Origin of the sequence: Chitinimonas sp. (assembly GCF_041904975.1) — a bacterium.
GTDB lineage: Bacteria > Pseudomonadota > Gammaproteobacteria > Burkholderiales > Chitinimonadaceae > Chitinimonas.
Map to the genome: position 1 here is coordinate 1 of NZ_JAYRLZ010000045.1, position 20,694 is coordinate 20,694.

At 61.6% G+C, this 20,694-nt stretch carries 19 protein-coding genes and 1 pseudogene; 12 read left to right on the forward strand and 8 right to left on the reverse strand.

What is annotated here, in order from left to right; all coding sequences use genetic code 11:
* Positions 1-300 (forward strand): annotated as a pseudogene (rho, locus tag ACE3OH_RS06635) (transcription termination factor Rho); the annotation flags it as partial.
* A 144-nt stretch (positions 301-444) separates the two neighbouring features.
* On the opposite strand, the gene ACE3OH_RS06640 reads toward rho, so the two are convergent.
* Together ACE3OH_RS06640 and ACE3OH_RS06645 are read right to left on the reverse strand one after the other, a co-directional pair.
* Positions 445-1,032 (reverse strand): TMEM175 family protein, encoded by a 588-nt coding sequence (locus ACE3OH_RS06640; RefSeq protein ID WP_374349822.1) that lies wholly within the window; start codon positions 1,030-1,032, stop codon positions 445-447.
* A gap of 98 nt (positions 1,033-1,130) precedes the next feature.
* Entirely contained in the window at positions 1,131-2,111 is a 981-nt protein-coding gene (locus ACE3OH_RS06645) for an MBL fold metallo-hydrolase (protein WP_374349824.1), read from the reverse strand.
* Positions 2,112-2,192: 81 nt separating this feature from the next.
* Here ACE3OH_RS06645 and ACE3OH_RS06650 point away from each other — a divergent pair, with 81 nt between their 5' ends.
* The 4 genes from ACE3OH_RS06650 (at position 2,193) to ACE3OH_RS06665 (ending at position 5,517) form a co-directional block, all read left to right on the forward strand.
* Positions 2,193-3,128 carry a LysR family transcriptional regulator gene (locus tag ACE3OH_RS06650; protein ID WP_374349827.1) on the forward strand — a complete coding sequence of 312 codons (936 nt, stop codon included), beginning with the start codon at positions 2,193-2,195 and terminating at the stop codon, positions 3,126-3,128.
* 114 nt (positions 3,129-3,242) lie between these two features.
* Complete coding sequence (locus ACE3OH_RS06655; RefSeq protein WP_374349830.1) at positions 3,243-3,506, forward strand: type B 50S ribosomal protein L31; 264 nt, start codon at positions 3,243-3,245, stop codon at positions 3,504-3,506.
* A 114-nt stretch (positions 3,507-3,620) separates the two neighbouring features.
* Positions 3,621-5,267 (forward strand): ArnT family glycosyltransferase, encoded by a 1,647-nt coding sequence (locus ACE3OH_RS06660; protein WP_374349835.1) that lies wholly within the window; start codon positions 3,621-3,623, stop codon positions 5,265-5,267.
* Positions 5,260-5,517: a SemiSWEET transporter gene (locus tag ACE3OH_RS06665; RefSeq protein WP_374349837.1), complete on the forward strand. Its 258-nt coding sequence runs from the start codon at positions 5,260-5,262 to the stop codon at positions 5,515-5,517. Before ACE3OH_RS06660 ends, ACE3OH_RS06665 begins: the two co-directional genes overlap by 8 nt.
* Before the next feature lie 218 nt (positions 5,518-5,735).
* Here ACE3OH_RS06665 and ACE3OH_RS06670 read toward each other — a convergent pair whose 3' ends face one another.
* Both ACE3OH_RS06670 and ACE3OH_RS06675 read right to left on the reverse strand, forming a co-directional pair.
* Positions 5,736-8,192: an EAL domain-containing protein gene (locus ACE3OH_RS06670; protein ID WP_374349839.1), complete on the reverse strand. Its 2,457-nt coding sequence runs from the start codon at positions 8,190-8,192 to the stop codon at positions 5,736-5,738.
* A 161-nt stretch (positions 8,193-8,353) separates the two neighbouring features.
* On the reverse strand, positions 8,354-9,400 hold the full coding sequence (locus ACE3OH_RS06675; RefSeq protein WP_374349841.1) for an MBL fold metallo-hydrolase: 1,047 nt from the start codon (positions 9,398-9,400) through the stop codon (positions 8,354-8,356).
* A gap of 112 nt (positions 9,401-9,512) precedes the next feature.
* Here ACE3OH_RS06675 and ACE3OH_RS06680 point away from each other — a divergent pair, with 112 nt between their 5' ends.
* Positions 9,513-10,133 (forward strand): TetR/AcrR family transcriptional regulator, encoded by a 621-nt coding sequence (locus ACE3OH_RS06680; protein WP_374349843.1) that lies wholly within the window; start codon positions 9,513-9,515, stop codon positions 10,131-10,133.
* Positions 10,134-10,244: 111 nt separating this feature from the next.
* Here ACE3OH_RS06680 and ACE3OH_RS06685 read toward each other — a convergent pair whose 3' ends face one another.
* Positions 10,245-11,636: a sensor histidine kinase gene (locus ACE3OH_RS06685; RefSeq protein WP_374349846.1), complete on the reverse strand. Its 1,392-nt coding sequence runs from the start codon at positions 11,634-11,636 to the stop codon at positions 10,245-10,247.
* Positions 11,626-12,294: a response regulator transcription factor gene (locus tag ACE3OH_RS06690; RefSeq protein WP_374349849.1), complete on the reverse strand. Its 669-nt coding sequence runs from the start codon at positions 12,292-12,294 to the stop codon at positions 11,626-11,628. Before ACE3OH_RS06690 ends, ACE3OH_RS06685 begins: the two co-directional genes overlap by 11 nt.
* Before the next feature lie 67 nt (positions 12,295-12,361).
* Here ACE3OH_RS06690 and ACE3OH_RS06695 point away from each other — a divergent pair, with 67 nt between their 5' ends.
* From ACE3OH_RS06695 to ACE3OH_RS06720, 6 genes are all read left to right on the forward strand, one after another.
* A complete protein-coding gene (locus ACE3OH_RS06695) occupies positions 12,362-13,228 on the forward strand; it encodes an alpha/beta hydrolase (RefSeq protein ID WP_374349852.1) in 867 nt (288 codons plus the stop codon).
* Entirely contained in the window at positions 13,213-13,455 is a 243-nt protein-coding gene (locus tag ACE3OH_RS06700; protein WP_374349855.1) for an acyl carrier protein, read from the forward strand. Before ACE3OH_RS06695 ends, ACE3OH_RS06700 begins: the two co-directional genes overlap by 16 nt.
* Entirely contained in the window at positions 13,452-14,675 is a 1,224-nt protein-coding gene (locus ACE3OH_RS06705) for a beta-ketoacyl synthase (protein ID WP_374349857.1), read from the forward strand. Before ACE3OH_RS06700 ends, ACE3OH_RS06705 begins: the two co-directional genes overlap by 4 nt.
* Before the next feature lie 176 nt (positions 14,676-14,851).
* The gene (locus ACE3OH_RS06710; RefSeq protein WP_374349859.1) at positions 14,852-15,781 is read left to right on the forward strand and encodes an ABC transporter ATP-binding protein; all 930 of its coding nucleotides are present in this window, start codon (positions 14,852-14,854) and stop codon (positions 15,779-15,781) included.
* 10 nt (positions 15,782-15,791) lie between these two features.
* Positions 15,792-19,379 (forward strand): ABC transporter permease/M1 family aminopeptidase, encoded by a 3,588-nt coding sequence (locus ACE3OH_RS06715; protein WP_374349862.1) that lies wholly within the window; start codon positions 15,792-15,794, stop codon positions 19,377-19,379.
* 235 nt (positions 19,380-19,614) lie between these two features.
* Positions 19,615-20,019, forward strand: a complete 405-nt coding sequence (locus ACE3OH_RS06720; RefSeq protein WP_374349865.1) for a hypothetical protein — start codon at positions 19,615-19,617, stop codon at positions 20,017-20,019.
* A 13-nt stretch (positions 20,020-20,032) separates the two neighbouring features.
* Here the strand turns inward: ACE3OH_RS06720 and ACE3OH_RS06725 are convergent, their stop codons facing one another.
* Both ACE3OH_RS06725 and ACE3OH_RS06730 read right to left on the reverse strand, forming a co-directional pair.
* Entirely contained in the window at positions 20,033-20,368 is a 336-nt protein-coding gene (locus ACE3OH_RS06725; protein WP_374349867.1) for a DMT family protein, read from the reverse strand.
* Between the two features lie 117 nt (positions 20,369-20,485).
* The coding region (locus ACE3OH_RS06730) for a hypothetical protein (protein WP_374349870.1) at positions 20,486-20,694 on the reverse strand (209 nt) is incomplete at its 5' end.

Consider the following 20,694-nt stretch of genomic DNA (forward strand, 5'->3'; position numbering starts at 1 on the left):
CTGACCGAAACCGGCAGCCGCATGGATGAAGTGATCTACGAAGAATTCAAGGGCACCGGCAATATGGAACTGCATCTCGAACGCCGCATGGCCGAGAAGCGGATCTATCCGGCCATCAACGTCAACCGTTCCGGCACCCGCCGCGAAGAGCTACTGATTCCGCAGGAACAGCTGCAAAAGATCTGGGTGCTGCGCAAATTGCTCTACCCGATGGATGAGCTCGAAGCGGTTGAATTCCTGCTCGACAAGCTCAAGGCCACCAAGAACAACAACGACTTCTTCGACTCGATGCGCCGCTAAGCCGATATGGCAAGGCTGCAGACAAGCTGGCAGCAAGCGCCCGGACCCACCGGGCGCTTTTTTTTGGCGCGCCAGAGGCATGCCGACAGCTTGCAACAGGCGCAAGCCCACGCCGTAACAGCGCAGGCGCCCGCCGCGTCTCCCCTATGGCCCGCCGACGCCGAGCTGCCGTTCGATGCGACGATCCGGCACCAGCCACATGCAGGCAACGGCAAACAGCAGCACACCCGCCACCAGGGGCAAACCCGCCAGGGCCAGCGGGATGGCCAGCAGATAGCAGGCCAGTGACAGCTTGCCCTTTACATCCGAGCCTACCGCCGCCTTCACCACGGAAGCCTGCCCTTGCGAGCGGATGATCTGCTTTTGCAATATCGTGTAGGCGATCGCCGACAGCAGCAGATCGAGCGCATACACGGCCACCGGCAGCGGCGCGAAATGGTTTTCGCCCATCCAGCCGGTCGTAAACGGAATCAGCGACAGCCAGAACAAAAGATTGGCATTGGCCCACAAAATGCCGCCATTGACCTGCTTGACGGCATGGAACAGATGGTGATGGTTGTTCCAGTACAGCGCGACATACAAAAAGCTCAGTACATAGCTGAGAAACACCGGCCACAGCGGCAGCAAGTCGGCCAGGTGCTCGCCATGCGGCACTTTGATTTCCAGCACCATGATGGTGATGATGATGGCGATCACACCATCACTGAATGCTTCAAGTCGGTTTTTATGCATGTTTGTTCCTGCCATTGGCGAGTCGGGGACGCATGATACGGCCAGCCGGGCAGCTGCGGGCGCTTGCCGGCACCATCAGGCCCGGCCAATTCAGCAGATTAAGGCCGGGCAGCAGCGCCGCCCGACAAATCACGATAGGCCGCCGGTACATTCAATCCCGGATGCACCCAGGCAAACAACACATAGCCAGCAAATTGCGGCATGGTTACCCGCTGCACCGTCTGCTCCAGCGTCAGACCCTGGTCGATGGCAGACTGCACCTGCGTCCGCACGGTTGCCAGATAGTCGATATGCCATTTCAGGTCAGCCTTGCGCAGTGGCACGCCGTGGCCGGGAACAATGCGCGCATCGTCGGGCAAGAAGTCATATACGCGCTGCAGGGTTTCCAGCGTGGCGACCAAGTGACCATCGAGCAGCCAGGGCAGCGCCGGCTTGCCGGCAATCACCGGATTGCCGCTCCACAGCACCTTGGCTTGCGGGTCCCACACCCACAGATCCCCGCCGGTCTGGGCAAAGCCGAAGTCCCTCACCACCACCGTCTTGCCCCCCAGATCGATCTCGAGCGCGCCGCCTGCCGGCACCAGCAAGTCGCCGGTACGCGCCTTGATCTCCTCAATGCCGCGGCCAGCGCCGAAATGCCCGATCATGAAGGCCTTGTCGTCAGCCAGATGCTGCTCGACAAACTCGCGCGTCTGCGCATGCTGAATCACCAGCGTGCTGGCGGGCAGGTACATATTGCCGTAGCTATGGTCGCCATGCGCACTGGTATTCACGGCGTACAGCAGGGGTTTGTTCCCCAGCTGCGCGCTCATTGCCTGCACCTGGGCATTGAGACGCTGGTTCAGCATGCTGTCGATCAGCAAGGCGCCCTTGCTGCCCACGATCAGCCCGCCGCTGGTAGCCGCCGCGCCGCCATGGTGGTTGAGCTCGCTGGCGTTATCGGCATAAAAGGCAAATACGCCATCACCGAGTTTTTCACTGACCATATGCACCTGGTTTCCGTCCCAGATCGGTTCGGCAGCCTGCACACCCATGGCCAAGGCGGCAGTAAGGGCAATGCCCAGCAAATAGGGTTTCATCTTTGGCTCCTTGGTAAATGGTTCGAAGGAAGCCAGCTTAATCTTGCAAAATTGCCGGTACAATCCGCAAAACATCGTAGCTTGATTTGCAAAATTGCAAGCAATGGAAGACCTCATGACCTGCGCCTGGTCGCGTGGATAGGCGAAGCCGGCTCACTGGCCGGTGCCGCCAAGCGGCTGGGCGTGAATCACGCCACCGTGTTTCGCCGCCTCAATCAGTTGGAGCAAAGACTGGGGGTGCGTCTGTTCGAACGCAGCAACGGCCGCTATCGCCCCACGCCAGCCGGCGACGCCCTGGTACAGGCAGGTGCCGTGCTGGATCGTACGGCGCATGAAGCCCTGCTCAAGGTGGCCGGACACGACCTCCGACCCAGCGGGCAGGTACGCATCACCACCACCGACAGCCTTGCACTGTCTGTGCTGCAACCGATTCTGGCCGGCTGCCGCCTGCGCTATCCCGACATCAGACTTACGCTTACCGTCGACAACCGCTCCGCCAACCTGTCGCAACGCGATGCCGACATTGCCATCCGTCCTACCAGCAATCCCCCCGACTACCTGATCGGCCGCAATATCGCCGAACTGACTTTCGCCGTTTACGGTGCGCGCGACTACCTGGCACGCAGCGGCGAACGGCCCTTGGCGGAGCACGACTGGATCGGTCTGGACGACAGCCATAGCGGACACCGCACCTTGCGCTGGCTGCAAACCCTTATCCCGCTCGATCGCCTGGCTTATCGTACCGGTAGCTTCGGCCTTGCGCGCGAAGCGTGCCGGCATGGCATGGGGCTAGCCGTGCTGCCCGGCCTGCTGGGCGAGCAGTCGGAGCAATTGCAGCGCATCGGCCCGAACCTTAATGCATGCCAGACGACGCTGTGGCTGCTGATGCACCCGGAATTGCGTGATACCACGCGCGTTGCAGCGGTGTTCCAGTACCTGCAACACGCGCTCGGCCCGGCTATTGCCGCGCTGAACGACGAGGCCGGCCGGCGCGATGCCGACCACCAGTCGAACTAGCCCGCGCAATTTTGCTTGCCCGATCAACAGGCTATCGCGCATAATCGCGAACTTTTCTACGTAAGACCGGGCACTGCACAACCCAGGCCCACCTTTAGCTAAGGGACCCCCGAAATGAAAGCTGGCATTCACCCAGAATACAAAGAAGTCATCTTCTTCGACGCAAGCGTTGACTTCAAATTCCTGACCCGTACCACCATGGTTCCGCGCGGTGGCGAAAAGATGAAGTGGACCGACGGTAATGAATACCCGGTGGTTCGTCTGGACGTGTCGTCGGAATCGCATCCGTTCTACACCGGCAAGCAGAAGATCGTCGACACCGCCGGCCGTATCGACAAGTTCAACACCAAGTTCGCCATGTTCAGCAAGAAGAAGTAAGCTTGCTCGCATCGCAAAAAGGCAGCCTCGGCTGCCTTTTTTGTTGCCCATTGCCTGCAGCGGTACCGGCCGCTCGGCTGTTAAACTCTCGCCTTCCCCGGTCCTGAATTTGCCATGCTCACCTACACCCCGCCACACGAGCAGGATCTGCCCAGCGCGACCGAGCGCCCCTGGCTGTTGCTGCTGCTTTGCCTGGTCTGGCTGATCCCCGGCCTGTTCGGCCGCGAGCCGCTCAAGCCCGATGAAACGGTGATTGCCGATATCGTGCGCCATCTGCTCGATGGCGCCCCGCTCACTACCCCGCTTCTGGCCGGAGAGGCCTGGGTGGAGCGCGCGCCCTTGTTCTACTGGCTGGCTGCAGCCTGCGCCTGGCTGGGCCAGTGCCTTGGTCTGGCCATCCATGATGGCGCACGCCTCGCCACCGGTCTGTTTACCGCCCTCGCACTGTGGGGTACCGGCATGTCTGGCCGGGCGCTGATCGGGCGGCGACATGGCCGCAGCGCCGTGTTGATCTTGCTCGGCTCGGTCGGACTGCTGCTGCCGGGCCATATGCTGTCGGCCGATACCGCCGTGCTGGCGGGCTGGGCCTGGGGGCTGTTTGCCCTGATACGCGCACCGCGCGCCCCCTTGCACGCCGGAGCCCTGCTCGGGCTTTGCCTGGCACTGTGCGGCCTGGCGGGTAGCCTGGCCGATGCGGGGCTATTGCTGCTGTTGGCGCTGTCCTTGCTGCTGTTCAAGCACTGGCGGCAATCGCGCTTTTCCACCTCCCTGGTCATCGCCAGCAGCCTGGGGGTGCCGCTGGTCGCTGCCTGGCCATTGGCGCTGAGCCATGCCGATCCGCAAGCGTTCCAGCAATGGTGGGACTGGCATGCGCTCGGCTTTCTCGGCGGCTTTGCCGCGCCCGGGGCATTTCACCCCTTCGGTTTCTATCTCAAGCTACTGCCCTGGTTTGCCTGGCCGGGCTGGTTTCTGGCCGGCGCTACCTTGTGGATGCAAAAGGACCGGCTGGCCCAGCCCCGGTTTCAGCTGCCGCTGATGGCCGTCGCCATCACCCTGTTCTTTCTGCTGATCTCGCGCCAGGAGAAACCCGGTTATGCACTGCTGCTACTGCCGCCTCTGGCATTGATCGGTGCGGTCGGGCTCGATGTGCTCCGGCGTGGCGCATCGGCCTTTGTCAACTGGCTTGGCGTCATGAGCTTCGGCCTGTTGATCGCCTCGCTCTGGGCGGCCTGGAGCGCCCTGCATCTGGGTGTGCCAGCCAAACTGGCGGGGCGGGCGATGGCGCTTGCGCCCGGCTTCGTTCCGCATTTCTCGCTTACCGGCTTGCTGTTCGGCCTGGGTCTGACCATCGCCTGGCTGTGGGCCGTATCGCGACGCCGGCCGGTGGGCCGCCAGGCGGTTACCAACTGGGCGGCCGGCATGGCAGCCTGCTGGGGCCTGGCGATGGCCTTTGCCACCGAATGGGTGGATACCCGCAATGCCTACCAGCAACTGGCCAGCCAGATGGCCCCCATGCTGCCCAAGAGCGGCTGCGTTGCCAGCGAGGCGCTCTACCCGAGCCAGCGTGCGGTGTTTCACTACTATCTGGGTCTGAAAACCGTGCGCCAGCGACCCGAGTCCGCCGAATGCGAATGGCTGCTGCGCCAGGCCGATAGCGAGCCGCTCAGTCCGCCATCCGGCTGGCAGCAGGTATGGCATGGCAGCCGTGCTGGCGATCGCAATGAGCAGTACTACCTCTACCGCAAGGATGGCCATGACTGACGCCAGCACCCTGATCGGCATGATAGCCGGCTTTTGCACCACGGCAGCCTTTGTTCCGCAGGTGATCAGCGTGTGGCGCACCCGCCATGCGCGCGATATCTCGCTGGCGATGTATCTGATCCTGCTGGCCGGCGTCGCGCTATGGTTTGCCTACGGCCTGATGATCGGTTCGCTGCCGGTGGTGCTGTACAACGCGCTCACCTTTGTGCTGGCTGGCGCAGTGCTGGTGATGAAGCTGCGTTTTGGCTAGTAAAGCGCTGAACGAAACGGGTTTTCTTTCTTCTGCACAGGCCTCGGGACACAGGTGTTAGCTTGCTGATTGATCGTGGAGCGACCCCGCTCGCTCCACTCCCGCATTGCACAAGGGCGCGCGACAGCCTGCCAGCCGGGTAGTCGAGGAACAGCAACGCTAGCGCGCATTTAGCGTGCAAGTCGATTGCTTCATCGCCCCCGGGGTTGGCAATCCACTCAGGCGACAACGCCGTGATCGAGGTCCAGTTCGGCCGGCGGAACCGGCCGGCTGTACAGAAAGCCCTGCATGACATGGCAGCCCATGCTCACCAGCATATCGGCCTGCTGCTGATGTTCCACCCCTTCGGCTACCAGCTTCAGACCCAGCGCCTGCCCCAGGGTGATGATGGCCTGGATGATGGCCCTATCGCTGCGGTCAGTAAGCATTTCGCGCACAAACGACTGGTCGATCTTCAAGGTATGCACTGAAAAGCGCTTCAGATAGGCGAGGCTGGAGTAGCCGGTGCCGAAATCGTCGATCGACACGGTGACGCCGAGTTGCGCCAGCGCCAGCAAGGTGGCCTGCGCCGCCTCGGCATCCTCCACCAGGGTGCCTTCGGTGATCTCCAGCTCCAGCAAGCCAGCGGGCAGGCCGGTGTCATCCAGTATGCTGGCAATGGTGTGCAGCAGATCCTCATCGACAAACTGCAGCGCCGAGATATTCACCGACACCTTGATCTCGCGCCCTTGCGTGCGCCACTGCTGTGCCTGCTGGCAGGCGCGCTCCAGCACGATCTTGCCGATAGGAACAATGAGGCCGGTCTCCTCGGCCAGCGGAATGAACTGCGCTGGCGACACCAGCCTGCCCTCGCCATCGCGCATGCGGATCAAGGCCTCCACCCCGACCGTGCTGCCGTCAAGCGCATTCACCTTGGCCTGGTAAAACACTTCAAAACGCTGGCTGGCCATGGCATCACGCAGATGCCGCTCCAGCAGATGGCGACTCAGCACCTGGTCTTCCAGTTCGGCCGAGAAGAAGCGCGCGCGGTTACGGCCATCTTGCTTCGCGCGGTACATCGCCACATCGGCATGGCGCAGCAGGGTTTCATGGTCGTCACTATCGTCCGGAAACAGGCTGATGCCGATGCTGATGGTCAGATTGAATCGCGCGTCGCCCAGATGAAACGGCGCCCGCATCGCCTCCAGCAGTTTTTCTGCGATCAGGCCGGCCTGTTCGGCGGAGCGGATCTCCGGTAGCAAGACGACAAACTCATCGCCACCTTGGCGGCTGATGGTATCGCTGGCACGCAATTGCGCCTGCAGCCGTGCCGCCACCTGCTGCAGCAGGGTATCTCCAGCCGAGTGCGACACCAGATCATTGATGAACTTGAAATGATCAACATCAAGCAACATCACCGCGATGGCGGTGCGATTACGCCGCGCCACCTGCAGGGCGCGGTCTACCCGGTCCAGTAGCAGCAGGCGGTTGGGCAGATTGGTCAGTGCATCGTGGTGAGCCAGATGTGTCACCTTCAAGGCCATGGCGCGCGCCTCGCTGATGTCCTGGAACACGATGATGGCACCGCTGACATCACCCTGCTGGTTCAATACCGGCACCGCCGAATCCTTGACCGAGCGGCAGGCCCCCGAGCGGCTCTGCAGCACGCCACTCATGGCCGCGCCGGCAATACGCTGGCCACGCAGGGCCAGACGAACCGGATTGGTCATGGCGGCACCGCCCGCCGCCTGCAGTAGCGGCATAACCTGCTCGATGGGCCGACCAAGCGAATCCGCCTCGGCCCAACCGGTCAATTGCTCGGCGACGGTATTCACATAGCTCACCAGACCACGCGCGTCGGTCATGATCACCGCATCGCCTATGCAGTTAAGCGCCATCGCCAAGCCGTCTTTTTCCTGCAAGCGCGCCAGATCGGCCGCCTTGCGGGCGCTGATATCGACCATCAGCAGCAATACCCCGGCCAATGGCCCGCCAGCATTGGCGACCAGCGATATATGCGCATGCAAGGTAGCCGGGCCGCGCGGCATGGCTACCTCAAGCGAAGCGGGCTCACCCGCCCCCAGCCGCTGCAGTGGCTGCTCCAGGGCAAGCAGCAGCTCGGCCGGAACCAGCTTGGCCAAAGGCTGGCCAAGCATATTGGCCGCCGGAATGCCGAACCAGTCGCCCGCCGCATCATTGCAGTAGCGTACGCAACCCTGCCCATCCAGATAGGCCACCAAGGCCGGCAAGCGCTGCAGCAGCTGGCCGAGGTCGCGCCGCACTCTGGCCATATCTTCGCAACGGCGCTTTAGCGATAGCCGGCTGATCGCCTTGAGCCTGCAGGTGTCGATATCGATGGGAGTCGTCAGGAAATCTACCCCGCCCTTGTGCGGCGAGGTGTGCGCCAGTGCAATGCTGTCTTGCGGGCCAACCAGGATATAGGCGGCGTGCGCCGTGTACGGCTGGTGGCGCAGCGCTTCGACCAGGGCATAACCGTCGGACTGCGGCAGGCCCATGTTCAGCACTACCAGATCGAGCCGCCGCTGCTGGGCTATCTGCAAGGCCTGGCTGGCATCGGCCGCCAGCAGCAACTCGCCGACCTCCTCCAGCGCAGCACCAAGGTCCTGCACGGTGGAAACGGTATTGTCGACGATCAGAATAACCGGCCGTGACAGGATCAAACTGTCGTCGAACATGGATTTCCTCACTCAAGTAACCGTACTGCAGATTATTCGAGCTAGTTCACGCACCGCCCATACGTGCCTGCTCAGTCGTCCGTTTACTATAGTGAGCTACTGCGACTCATCCTCCCTGCCCTGCCGCAAGCCGACAAATGGCAGGCAAATCATCGGCAAGTTCAGGTCGCCAGCGCCGATATCAGCGGCGCTGTTTCGCGCCACCACAGCCGCGAAACCGGTGGTTTGCCGATCGTCACCAGCTCGCCGATGCGTGGCGTGCTCAAAGCCACCCCGCGTTCGGCTGCCAGGCTTGCAATACGCTCGAATGGCTCGTCCCAGGCATGCATGGCCAGATCAAAAGTGCCATTGTGAATGGGCAGCAATTGCTTTCCGCGCAGATCAAGATGTGCCTGCACCGTTTCATGCGGCTGCATATGCACATCCGGCCATTGTGCATCGTAGGCGCCAGTCTCCATCAGGGTCAGGTCAAACGGGCCGTGGCGCTCGCCAATGTGCCGGAAGCCATCGAAATAGCCGGAGTCGCCACTGAAGAACACCCGGCAGGCATCGGTCTCGATCACCCAGGATGACCAAAGCGTGGCATCGGTATCGAGCATGCCGCGGCCGGAGAAGTGCTGGGCTGGCGTGGCGACCAGCCGCACGCCGGCCAAGCGGGTTTCTTCCCACCAGTCCAGCTGCAGTACCTTGGCCGCCGGCACACCCCACTGAATCAGGCGATCGCCAACACCAAGCGGCGTAACGAAGTATTGCACCTTGTCGACCAGAGCCATGATGGATGCATGATCGAGATGGTCGTAATGATCGTGCGACAGGATGACGCCGGTAATCGGCGGCAATGCGGCTATGGAAATCGGCGGCGCATGAAAGCGGCGCGGGCCGAGCCATTGCAGCGGCGAGGCGCGTTCGGAAAACACCGGGTCAGTCAGCCACAGGCCGCCGCACAGCTTGAGCAGCACGGTCGAATGCCCGAGTCGCACCACACTATTGTCCGGCGCGGCCAGCAATTGATCGGCGCTGATCGGCTCCAGCGCAATCGGCTCGGCCGGCACGGTATTGGCGGGCTTATGAAAGGCAAAACGCCAGGCAATCTGCAAAGTCTTGAGCAAGCCGGACGCTGCCCGTGGCCGGCCATTGCGAAAGCGACCCGATGCCAGGCGGATCGAGGGGCGGGACAAATCGGCAGATGTCGGATCGGTGGGTGTCATGGCGGCTCGGGAAGGATGGCTAAGCAAAAACTACACTAACGAGTGTAATTTCAATCCAGGGCAAAGTAAACCGCTCAGTGTAAAATTCGTTTTTATCCAGAACCATCGACCCATGCACAACAGCCAACGCCTCACCGACCGCAAGCGCGCTGCCATCATTCACGCCGCCACCGAGGCGTTTCGCAGCGGCGGTTTCAACGCCACCAGCATGGACCAGGTCGCTGCCAGCGCCGGCGTTTCCAAGCGCACCGTCTATAACCACTTTCCCAGCAAGGAAGCCTTGTTCGCAGAAATCCTGCTCCAGCTCTGGCAAAGCAGCACGGCCCAGGATGAGGCAGCCTATGACGGCAAACTTGCGCTACGGCCGCAATTGCTGGCGCTGTTGCAGCAAAAGATGCAGATGCTTACCGAGCCTGATTTCATCGCCTTGGCGCGCGTCGCCCTGGCGGAAACCCTGCAAAGCCCGGAGCGTGCGCGCGATATGCTGGCGCGGCTGGGCGAACGCGAGGAAGGGGTGATCGTCTGGTTGCGCGCCGCCCTGGCCGATGGCCGACTCAAGTCGCTCGACCCGGTATTGGCTGGTCATCAGCTGCTGGGCCAGCTCAAAGCGCTGGCCTTCTGGCCGCAGATCGCCATGGGCAAGCCACAGCTGGCACCGTCGGAACAAGCCCAGCTGGTCGCCTCGGCCGTCGATATGTTTCTGGCGTTCTATGCGCAGGAAACACCGGCTTGATGCCAGCCCGACAAATCGATCGGTCGGGGTATACAGCGGCCAGGCAGCGGTCGCCACAGGCCAGGGAATAGAAGGTTTCGCGGCTAACACCGCACCTGCAGTTTGCGCACTTCAAGCACCATCGGCAGCCGATGCCTGGTCGAACAACACGCGGAAGCGGCAGCCGCGCGCCTGCTCGCCGGTCTCGATCAGGACACGCGCCCGATGGCGTTCGGCGATTTCATGCACGATGGCAAGACCCAGCCCCGCGCCTTCGCGCGCCGAGGTATCGGCGCGAAAGAAGCGCTGGAACACCTGCTGCCGCTCCTCTTCGGCAATGCCTGGGCCATTGTCCACCACCTGCAGCTCGCACACGCGCTCACTGGCCAAAACCCGTACGGTCACCTTGCCGCTACACTGGGTGTACAGGATGGCGTTGTCCACCAGATTGGCCAGAAGCTCCTCCAGCAAAGCCGGATAGCCCGATACCAGCACGCCGCGATGCACGCCCTCGAAGCCCAGATCGATATGCCGATCCAGCGCCTTGCGCACATAGCGACTGACCACGCCCAACCCCAGCTCGCCCAAATCGAGCGTTTCGCGCGCCCGGCCACCATCGACCTCGGCCTTCGCCAGGCTCAGCAGCTGGTCGACGATATGGCTGGTGCGCGCTGCATCGCGCTCGATGGCAAGCAGTGCTTCGCGCTGCGCCGCCGGCTCATCGGTTTTCAGCGCCAGCTGCGCCTGCAAACGCAGGCCAGCAAGCGGAGTGCGCAGCTGGTGGGCCACATTGGCGGTAAAGCGCTGCTGTAAACCGATCGAGGCGGCCAGCCGCTCCATCAGGCGGTTGATCGCATCAATCAGGCCACGTACCTCGCGCGGCGCCCCGCCGGGACTGAGCGGCGCCAGATTGTCGAGCGAGCGGCTCGCCGCCTCCAGCTCCAGCGCCTCCAAGGGTGCCAACGCATTCGCCGTACCATGCCAGACCAGGCCAACAGTCAGAGTAACCATCGCCAGCACCAGCACTGCCAGGCCGATCACGATTTCCTGCTTGAGCAGATTGCGCTTGTGCAGGGTCTCACCCACTTCTATCAGCACCCGGTCGCCATTGCTCAACACCTGCTGCAGCGCCACCACACGCAGGGTGCCCATCTCGCTGTGCGCATCGCGGTAGCTGGGCTGATCAACCCGGCCAGACAAGGCAGCCAGATCGCCAAGATTGGCATTCTGGTCGAGCACCCGGCCACTATTGAGATCGGTAGCGCGGTACACCACCTTGTCGCTCTGGTCGGCCTCCAGCAGCGACTTGGCCTGCGGCGGCAGATCCAGCCTGACCTTGCCCTCGCTCAAGGAGATCTGCTGAGCCAGGCTTACTGCGGTATCAAGCAGGGCACGGTCATAGGCCAGGTTGGCATAGCTGCTGGTGAGCAGATAGGTCACCACCGCGCCGCCACTGCCCAGCACCATCAGCGCCACTAGGAGGCGCCGGGTCAGCGCGCCGCGCAGCGAAAAGTCACCGCGCATCGGCAGTCTCGCGCAGCAGATAGCCGACACCGCGCACGGTTATGATCTCAAGGCCAGCGCTGGCCAATTTGCGGCGCATGCGGTGGATATACACCTCGACCGTATTGTCGCCAGCCGCCATATCGACATCACCAAGGCGATGGCTCAGCGTTTCCTTGCTGATTACCCGGTCTACCTGCTGCAACAAGGTCTCCAGCAGGCTGATCTCCTTGGCCGACAGCACCAGGGGCTCGCCAGCAATGCTGGCCTGGCGCGACTCCCACGACCAATCAAGCATACCGACGCGGGTTTGCGCCCCCTGGCCGCGTCGCAGCAGGGCGCGCACCCGCGCTTCGAATTCAGACAGATCAAATGGTTTGTTCAGGTAATCATCTGCACCGCTATTGAGGCCGTGCACCCGGTCTTGAGTGCGATCTCTGGCACTGAGTACCAGCACCGGCGTCGACTTGCGACGGTTACGCAAGCGGCGCAGCACTTCCAGTCCGTCGAGCTTGGGCAGGCCCAGATCCAGCACCACCAGATCGAAGGGTTCGGCGCTCAATAGCGTGTCGGCGTGTTCGCCATCGCTTGCCGGAACCGCCTGATGCCCCATGTCCTCCAAGGCACGCAGCAAGCCGCGCTGCAAGGACGCATCATCTTCAACCAGTAGAATTATCATTGCCGTTTTCAGCCATGTTTAAGGTTGACACGCTAATATGTGCGAAATATTGTAAAAACTTGTATCCATGTCGACACATCTGACACCACAACTGCCGCGCCCGGCCATGCTCTTGCATGGCTTGATCAGCACCCCCGGTGAATTTGCCACGGTGCGCGCCGCATTGGCTCGCGACGGACTGGAACTGTACACCCCGGAGCTATCCAGTTACAGCTTCACGCCAGGCATGGCTGCTTCGCGCTGGCAGGACTGGCTGGCCGCCGCACGACGTGAGCTGATCGCGCTGAGCGACGCGCAGGGACCGGTTGTCATTGGCGGGCTATGCATTGGTGCCGTGCTGGCGCTGGCGCTGGCGGAGGAAATGCCCGAGCGAGTTGCCGGCTTGCTGCTGCTCTCGCCCACCCTGTATTACGACGGCTGGGGCCTGTCGCGCTGGCTACCTTTGCGCCACCTCGGCTATCGCCTGCCGTTTTTGCGCAACTGGATCAAGATCGACGAGTGCGAGCCGTTCGGCGTGAAAAACCCGCAGATCCGCAAATGGATTGCCCGCGAGATGAAGCAACAGGCGCACTCGAGCGCAGGTGCCGCCCAGCTGCCATTGTGGGCGATTCACGAAGCCGAGCGACTGATCCGCCGGGTACGTAATGCACTTGGCAGCCTGCGCATGCCTTGCCTGATCCTGCATGCCCGTGAAGATGAAGTCACCAGCCTGCGCAGCCCGCAACTACTGATGGCAGAACTGGGTTGCGCCGACAAGCAGCTCACCGTGCTGGAAAACAGCTACCACATGATTACCCTCGACAATGACCGGCAACAGGTCATTCGCGAGATGGCCGCCTTTATGCGTCGGCATGGCGCAGCGGCGGCGCGCGCCGCTGCCACACCCGTCAACGATGCCACTCTGGAACAGGATCTCGTATGTCAAGCACTCTGAAGCAATTGCAGGATTTGATCGTGGAAAAATACGGCATTGCCATTGAAGAGCTGGCGCCGGAAAAAGGCCTGGCCGACTTCGGCCTCGACTCGCTCAGCCAGGTCGAATTGCTGTTTTCGGTGGAAGAACACTTCAAGATCGAAATCCCGGAAGAGCGCGCCCAGGTTGCCAACCTGAATGCCCTGGCGGCGCTGGTGGACAGCATTCTCGCCGAATCCGCCGCATGAGCTACGCTGTCGCCATTACCGGCATCGGCCTGATCAGCCCATTGGGCCAGAATCTTGACGAGGTTTGGTCCGCGCTGATGCAAGGCCGATCCGGCTTGCGCCTGCTTGGCCCCGAGCAAGGCTTCGATCAGCCGCTTGCCGCTGGCGCTGTCGATTTTGATTGCAGCCCTTGGTTCAGCAAGCTGCAACTGTCGGGCGTGGACCGGGTCAGCCAGTTTGCCGTAGCCGCCGCTGACCTCGCCCGCAGCGATGCTGCGCTGGAGCCAGCCGCGTTTGCCGAAGGCGGCGTCTATCTTGGCTGCGGCATGGGTGGTGCGGCAGCCCTGGAATCGGCCTACGCCGGGCATTTCTCGCCCAAGCCACGGGTATCGCCGTTATCGGTCGTAGCCAGCATGGCCAATGCGCCGGCTGGCCATATCGCCATGCGCTTTGGCGTGCATGGCCCGGTGCTCAATTACTCGGTTGCCTGCGCTTCGTCGGCGATCGCCATCGGTGAGGCATTTCGCGCCATTGCCCGTGGTGATATCGATATCGCCTTTGCCGGCGGCAGCGAAGCCTTGCTGGTGCCCGGCGTGGTACGCGCCTGGCAGGCGATGCAGACACTCGCCACACCGGATGCCGAGCAACCCGCTACGTCTTGCCGGCCATTCAGTACCGATCGCAGCGGTCTCGCGCTGGCCGAAGGCGCCGCCGTGCTGGTACTGGAGCGAGCCGACCTGGCCCGCGCGCGCGGCGCGCGCATCTATGCCGAGATTGCCGGCTTTGGCATGAGCTGCGATGCCAGTCACCTGACCAAGCCCGATGCCGCCGGCCAGGTGCGTGCCATGCGCCAGGCTTTGCGCCAGGCGCAGATGAGCCCGGCCGACATCGGCTATTGCAATACCCACGGCACCGCCACCAAGGTGGGCGATGTAGTGGAATGCGAGGCGTTGCAGCAAGCTTGGGGCGAGCACCTCGATCGGCTCAAGGTCAGCTCGACCAAGTCGATGCATGGCCATCTGCTTGGCGGCGCCGGTGCACTCGAAGCCGCCATTACCGCGCTGGCACTGCATCACCAAGAAATCCCGCCCACCGCCCACTGCGAACAGCCTGATCCGGCCTGTACCGTACCGTTGGTGCGCGGCACCGGCATCGCCGCGCCAGACTTGCAGGCTGCCATCAGCAATTCCTTTGCGTTTGGCGGCAGCAATGCGGTGTTACTGATGAAGCGGGCCGCCTAGCGGCTCCGCCATGCGGCATTGCCAGTCGATGGACCGGCAATGCCGCAGCTGACGCTCAGTGACGGATATGCTGCAGTAATCCCGCGATTTCGCCATTCCATCGCATCGCTCCGGCACGACTCGGTACAAATTGGTTAAGTTCTCCGCCTGTGGCATCACAGGCTCAAGGAGAAACCATGCTGACCATTACCGACCTGAACAAAACCTATTCCAATGGCGTTCATGCACTGAAAAGCGTGTCGCTGTCCATCCCTACCGGCCTGTTCGGCCTGCTGGGCCCCAATGGCGCCGGCAAGTCCTCGCTGATGCGCACCATTGCCACCTTGCAGGAACCCGATAGCGGCAGCATCCGTTTCGGCAAGCTCGATGTGCTCAAGGACAAGGAAGCCTTGCGCCGCCAGCTCGGCTATCTGCCACAAGATTTCGGCGTCTACCCCAAGGTCAGCGCCGAAGACCTGCTCACCCACTTTGCCATCCTCAAAGGCCTGACCCAGCGCGGCGAGCGCCGCGAAATCGTCGAGGGTCTGCTGCGCCAGACCAATCTGTGGGATGCCCGCAAGCGCAAGCTTGGCACCTATTCGGGCGGCATGCGCCAGCGCTTCGGCATTGCCCAGGCCCTGCTCGGCGACCCCAAGCTGGTGATCGTTGACGAGCCCACCGCCGGCCTCGACCCGGAAGAGCGCAACCGCTTTCTGAACCTGTTGGCCGAAATCGGCGAGCAGGTGGTGGTGATTCTCTCCACCCATATCGTGGAAGACGTCACCGATCTGTGCCCACGCATGGCGATGATCGCCAAGGGCCAGGTCTTGTTGCAGGGCGAGCCGCAAAGTGCCATCGATACGCTACGCCACAAGGTTTGGCAAAAGCGCGTCAGCAAGGCCGCCTTGCCGCAGTACCAGGCCAGCATGGATGTATTGACCAGCCGCCTGGTCGGCGGCCTGCCGCAGATCAGCGTATTTGCCGACAGCCAGCCCGAAGAAGGCTTTGTATCGGTCGAACCGGATCTGGAAGACGTGTATTTCCTCAAGCTGCGCCAGCACAACGGTGCCATGCTCAAGGCGCCACAGCATGATGCCGGCGCCCCTCTCGCAGCCCTTGCAGCTTGAGGAGCAAACCATGTGGCTAGAATTCTTCCGCTTTGATTTGCGCTACCAGTTGCGCCAACCGCTATTGTGGGTGGCCGCCTTTCTGTTCGGCATGATGGCCTTTGGCGCCAGCACCTCCGACGCCATCCAGGTCGGCGGCGCCATCGGCAATGTGCATCGCAATGCACCAACCGTCATCGCCCAGTTCCTCGGCGTATTTACCGTACTCGGCATGTTTGTCGTCACCATCTTTATCGCCGGCTCGGTATTGCGTGACAGTGAATTCGGCATGTCCGACCTGATCTTTGCCACGCCGATGAAAAAGCACGATTACCTGATCGGCCGCTTTGTCGCCGGGCTGGTGGCATGCCTGGCCATATTTGCGCTGGTCGCCATCGGACTGTTGATCGGCCCGCATATGCCCTGGGTGGATGCGGCCCGCGTCGGCCCGGTCAGCATGGCGCCGTTCTTGTTTGGCTTTGCCGTGTTTGTCATTCCCAATCTGCTGTTTATCGGCGCGTTGCTGATGCTGCTGGCCGCCACCACCCGCTCGATGCTGATGGTGTATGTCGGGGTGATGGCTTTCTTTGTGCTGTGGACCGTGGCTGGCGCCCTCACCCGCAATGTCAACAATGAATGGCTGTCAGTCTTGCTCGACCCGTTCGGCATCCGCGCCTTTGGCCGGATGATCCGCTACTACTCGGTGGCCGACTCGAATAACCATTTGCCCGTCATCAACAGCTTCCTGCTGTACAACCGCTTGCTGTGGAGCAGCATCGGCCTTGGCCTCTTTGGCGCCACCGTGCTGCTGTTCAAACCGCAGCGCGCCGGCACTGGCCGCAGCCTGTTCGGCAAGACCAAGGCCGCAGTGTCCAGCGCAGCCCCCTGCATGACGGGCCCGCTGCGCCGGGTGGTGCCGCAAATCGGCGCCGGTACTGCCTGGGCGCAATGCTGGGCGGTGCTGCGCTTCGATGCCGCCATGGTGTTCAAGAGCGTGCCCTTTCTGGTCATGCTGCTGTTTGGCGTGATGAACTACATGACCTCATCCTGGTTTGCCGGCGAGATGTATGGCACCAAGGTCTATCCAGTAACACGGCTGATGCTGCAGACCCTGTCGGGCACATTCAGCTTCATGCTGGTCATCATCACCACCTTCTATGCCGGTGAGCTGGTATTCAAGGAGCGGCAGGCCAAGATCGCCGATGTGACCGATGCAATGCCGGTACCGAACTGGGTGCCACTGCTGGCCAAGGCATTGGCGATGACCGGCGTGGTGGCTGGCTTTCTGCTGGCCGGCGTGATCAGTGCCATGCTGTTCCAGCTGTTCAAGGGCGGCGTGGCGCTGCAACCCCTGCTTTACCTCAAGGGGGCGCTGATCGAAGCGCTGCCGTTTGTATTGCTCGGCTTGATCGCTCTGGTGCTGCAGGTATTGCTCAACAACAAGTTCATCGGCTACGGCGTGATGATCGTGCTGATCGTGTCGCAAATCGTCATGGGCACGCTGCACTTCGACCATAACCTGTACAACATTGCTAGCCTGCCGCAGCTGCAGTATTCCGATATGAATGGTTATGGCCACTTCCTGAGCGGCTGGGCCTGGTATGCGCTGTACTGGAGCCTGTTTGCCGTGGCCGGCCTGATTATTGCCCAAGCTTTCTGGGTGCGCGGCGTGTCGCAAGAACGTCACACCCGTCTGCAGCTCGCGCGCCAGCGCTTGGCTGGCCGCAGCGGGTTGGCACTAGGTGCCACGCTGGCCGCCTTTACCGGCACCGGTGGCTGGATTTTCTACAACACCAATGTGATCAACGAATACCTGCCGGGCGACGCCCAGATGGACCGCCAGGCGGCATACGAGAAGCAATACCGTCGCTACAAAGGCCTGCCGACACCGCGCATTACCGATGTAAAGGCCAAGGTCGACATCTTCCCGGCTGAACGCCGTGTTGCCATCGAAGGCGAATATCTGCTGGTCAACAAGCTCGAGCAGCCGATCGACAGCCTGCGCCTGCAGTTGAACCCGGATCGCCATGTCAAGACCGTGCTTGGCCAGCTGCCGCCACATACGGTCACGCTGGATGACCCCACGCAGGGCTTTCGCATCCTGAAGCTGGCCCGGCCGCTGGCACCGGGCGAGCACCTGAAGCTGGCATTCCAGGTGGATGTACGCAACCCCGGCTTCACCAACAAGGGCAGCCCCAATACGGTGAATCTGAACGGCACGTTCTTCAATAATGGCGAGTTCTTTCCCATGCTCGGCTACAACGCCAGCGCCGAATTGCAGGATCGCAACGAGCGGCGCAAGCGTGGCTTGGGCGAGCCGCAACGTGCCGCCAAGCTGGAAGACGCATCAGCGCGCCAGAACAGCGGCTTTGGTGACAGTGCCGACTGGATCAACTTCGACACTACCGTCTCCACCAGCAGCGACCAGATCGCCCTGGCACCGGGCTATTTGCAAAAGGAATGGACGGAAAACGGCCGGCGCTACTTCCACTACACCATGGACCGGCCGATTCTCAACTTCTTCGCCTATCTTTCGGCCGACTGGCAAGTGAAGAAAGGCGACTGGAAGGGTGTGCCGATCGAGATCTATTACGACAAAAAGCACGGCTATAACGTCGACCGCATGATCACGGCCACGCAAAAGTCGCTGGACTATTTCACCAGCAACTTCACCCCCTACCAACACAAGCAGGTACGTATTCTCGAGTTCCCGCGCTACGCGGCGTTTGCGCAGTCTTTCCCCAACACCATTCCGTTCTCGGAAGACATCGGCTTTATCGCCGACCTGCGCAACAAGGACGATGTGGACTATGTCTACTTTGTCACCGCCCATGAAATGGCGCACCAATGGTGGGGCCATCAGGAAGCGGCAGCCGATATGCAGGGCGGCACCATGCTGGTGGAATCGCTGGCGCAGTATTCGGCCCTGATGGTGATGGAGAAGGCCTATGGTCGCGAGCATATGCGCAAGTTCTTCAAGCATGAGCTCGACAACTATCTGCGCAACCGTGGCGGCGAGCTGATCGAGGAGCTGCCGCTGTACAAGGTGGAAAACCAGCCCTATATCCATTACCGCAAGGGGGCGCTGATCTTCTACCGCCTGCGTGACGAAATCGGCGAAGCGGCGCTGAACAAGGCCCTGCGCAACTTCCTTGGCGAATTTGCCTTCAAGTCAGCGCCCTACCCGACCTCGCTCGATCTGCTGAGATACATCCGCGCCGAGGCGCCTGCCGACAAACAAGCCTTGATCACCGATCTGTTTGAAAAGATCGTGTTCTACGACAACCGGGTAAGCGAGGCGAGCGCCAAGCAACGTGCCGATGGCCAGTGGGATGTCACCATGAAGCTGCACCAGGCCAAGCTGGAAATGGATGGCCAGGGCAAGGAGAAGGCGCGTAGCTACGACGAGCCGGTAGAGATTGCCGTCTTTGCGCGGGGTGCAGACGGCAAGGAAAGCAGCGAACGCCTGCTGTTCCACGACAAGCGGCGCTTGAGTGGTGGCGATCCCGTCCTCACCGTAACCGTGAAAGAAAAGCCCTACGAAGTCGGCATTGACCCTTACAACCTGATGATTGATCGCGTCTCGGCCGACAATCGCAAAACCATCAGCATTCAGTAAGTCCAGTGGGGCGCCGCTTGTAAGCAGCGCCTCGCAACCATTCCTGGGGAAGCGCTGAATAGAACGAGTTTTCAACCAGCATCGCCGGTCCCGGAAAGTCCGGGACTTAGGCGGCAGAGGGTAAGTTTTTGATTCCTCGCTGTACCATTCCACCCCCTCCGCCCCCGCCTCCTCGGGGGAACCGCGCGGTTGGCGCGCAAGGGGATTTGTTCAGCGCTTCGCAAGGTATCACGCCATGAAAGCCGCGCGCCTGCTGCCCATCTGCCTGCTGCTGTCAGCCTGCCTGCCCTACCCGGCATATCGAACCTTGCAGCATGCCACCGTGGTACAGGTCAGCGATGCTCAGGGTCGGCCGATTGCAGCGGCATCCGTAAGGGTGATCAGGCGCAGCCTGCCATCAGGCATCGAAAGCGCAAGACAGACTGTCGAAACCGGCAGCGACGGTCTGGCGTATTTCCCGGCCCACCCTGAATGGCAAACCGAGGTGCTGGCCCTGCATGGTCGCGTTGAATATCGCTGGGACTGGTGCATCGCAAAAGCCGGCTACATCACCCGGCTTATCCGCCAAAACGAGGCCGGCAGCGGCACACTCGACATTCAGCTGCAAGCGGGCACTAGCACCCCTTGCCCAGCCGCTTGATCGATCGCCGCGGCTACTTTCCGACAAACATGAAAGCCACCGCCGCCAGCAGGCAGGCAAAGGCTGCTGCGTGCCGCCATTGCAGCGGCTCACCCAGTACCACCACCATGAATACGCCGAACACCAACAGGGCAATGACTTCCTGGGTCACCTTCAGCTGCCCGGCCGTCCAGCCACTGGCATAGCCAATGCGGTTGGCCGGCACGGCGAGGCAATACTCGACAAAGGCAATTGCCCAGCTGATGAGCACCACCATGAATAGCGGCTTGTTCATGCCGCCTTTCAAATGCCAATACCAGGCGGGGGTCATGAATACATTTGATAGCACTAACAATAATAGGGGCAGCATAAAAGCAGGACTCGCAAAGCCAATGTAAAAACGCCCGACAGGGCCGGGCGTTGGATCAAAACAAGAGGGACCATTGCATTCACCCGCGCACTGCGAGGGATTATTGCGGATCGTAAATCAACCACCACCCATCAGACGGGTCATTTCGGTGTGCTTTTTGAACAGCAATTTGAATTTGGCATCCTTTTGCTCGGGCGTAATGGTGTCATCATTCATCAGGCTGTATTGCTCATAAAACGCCTGCAGATCGGCGATATGACTGAGCATCTTGTTGCTGGCCTTGGCAAAGCCGGACGACTCATATGCCTGCATCAGATGAGACTTTT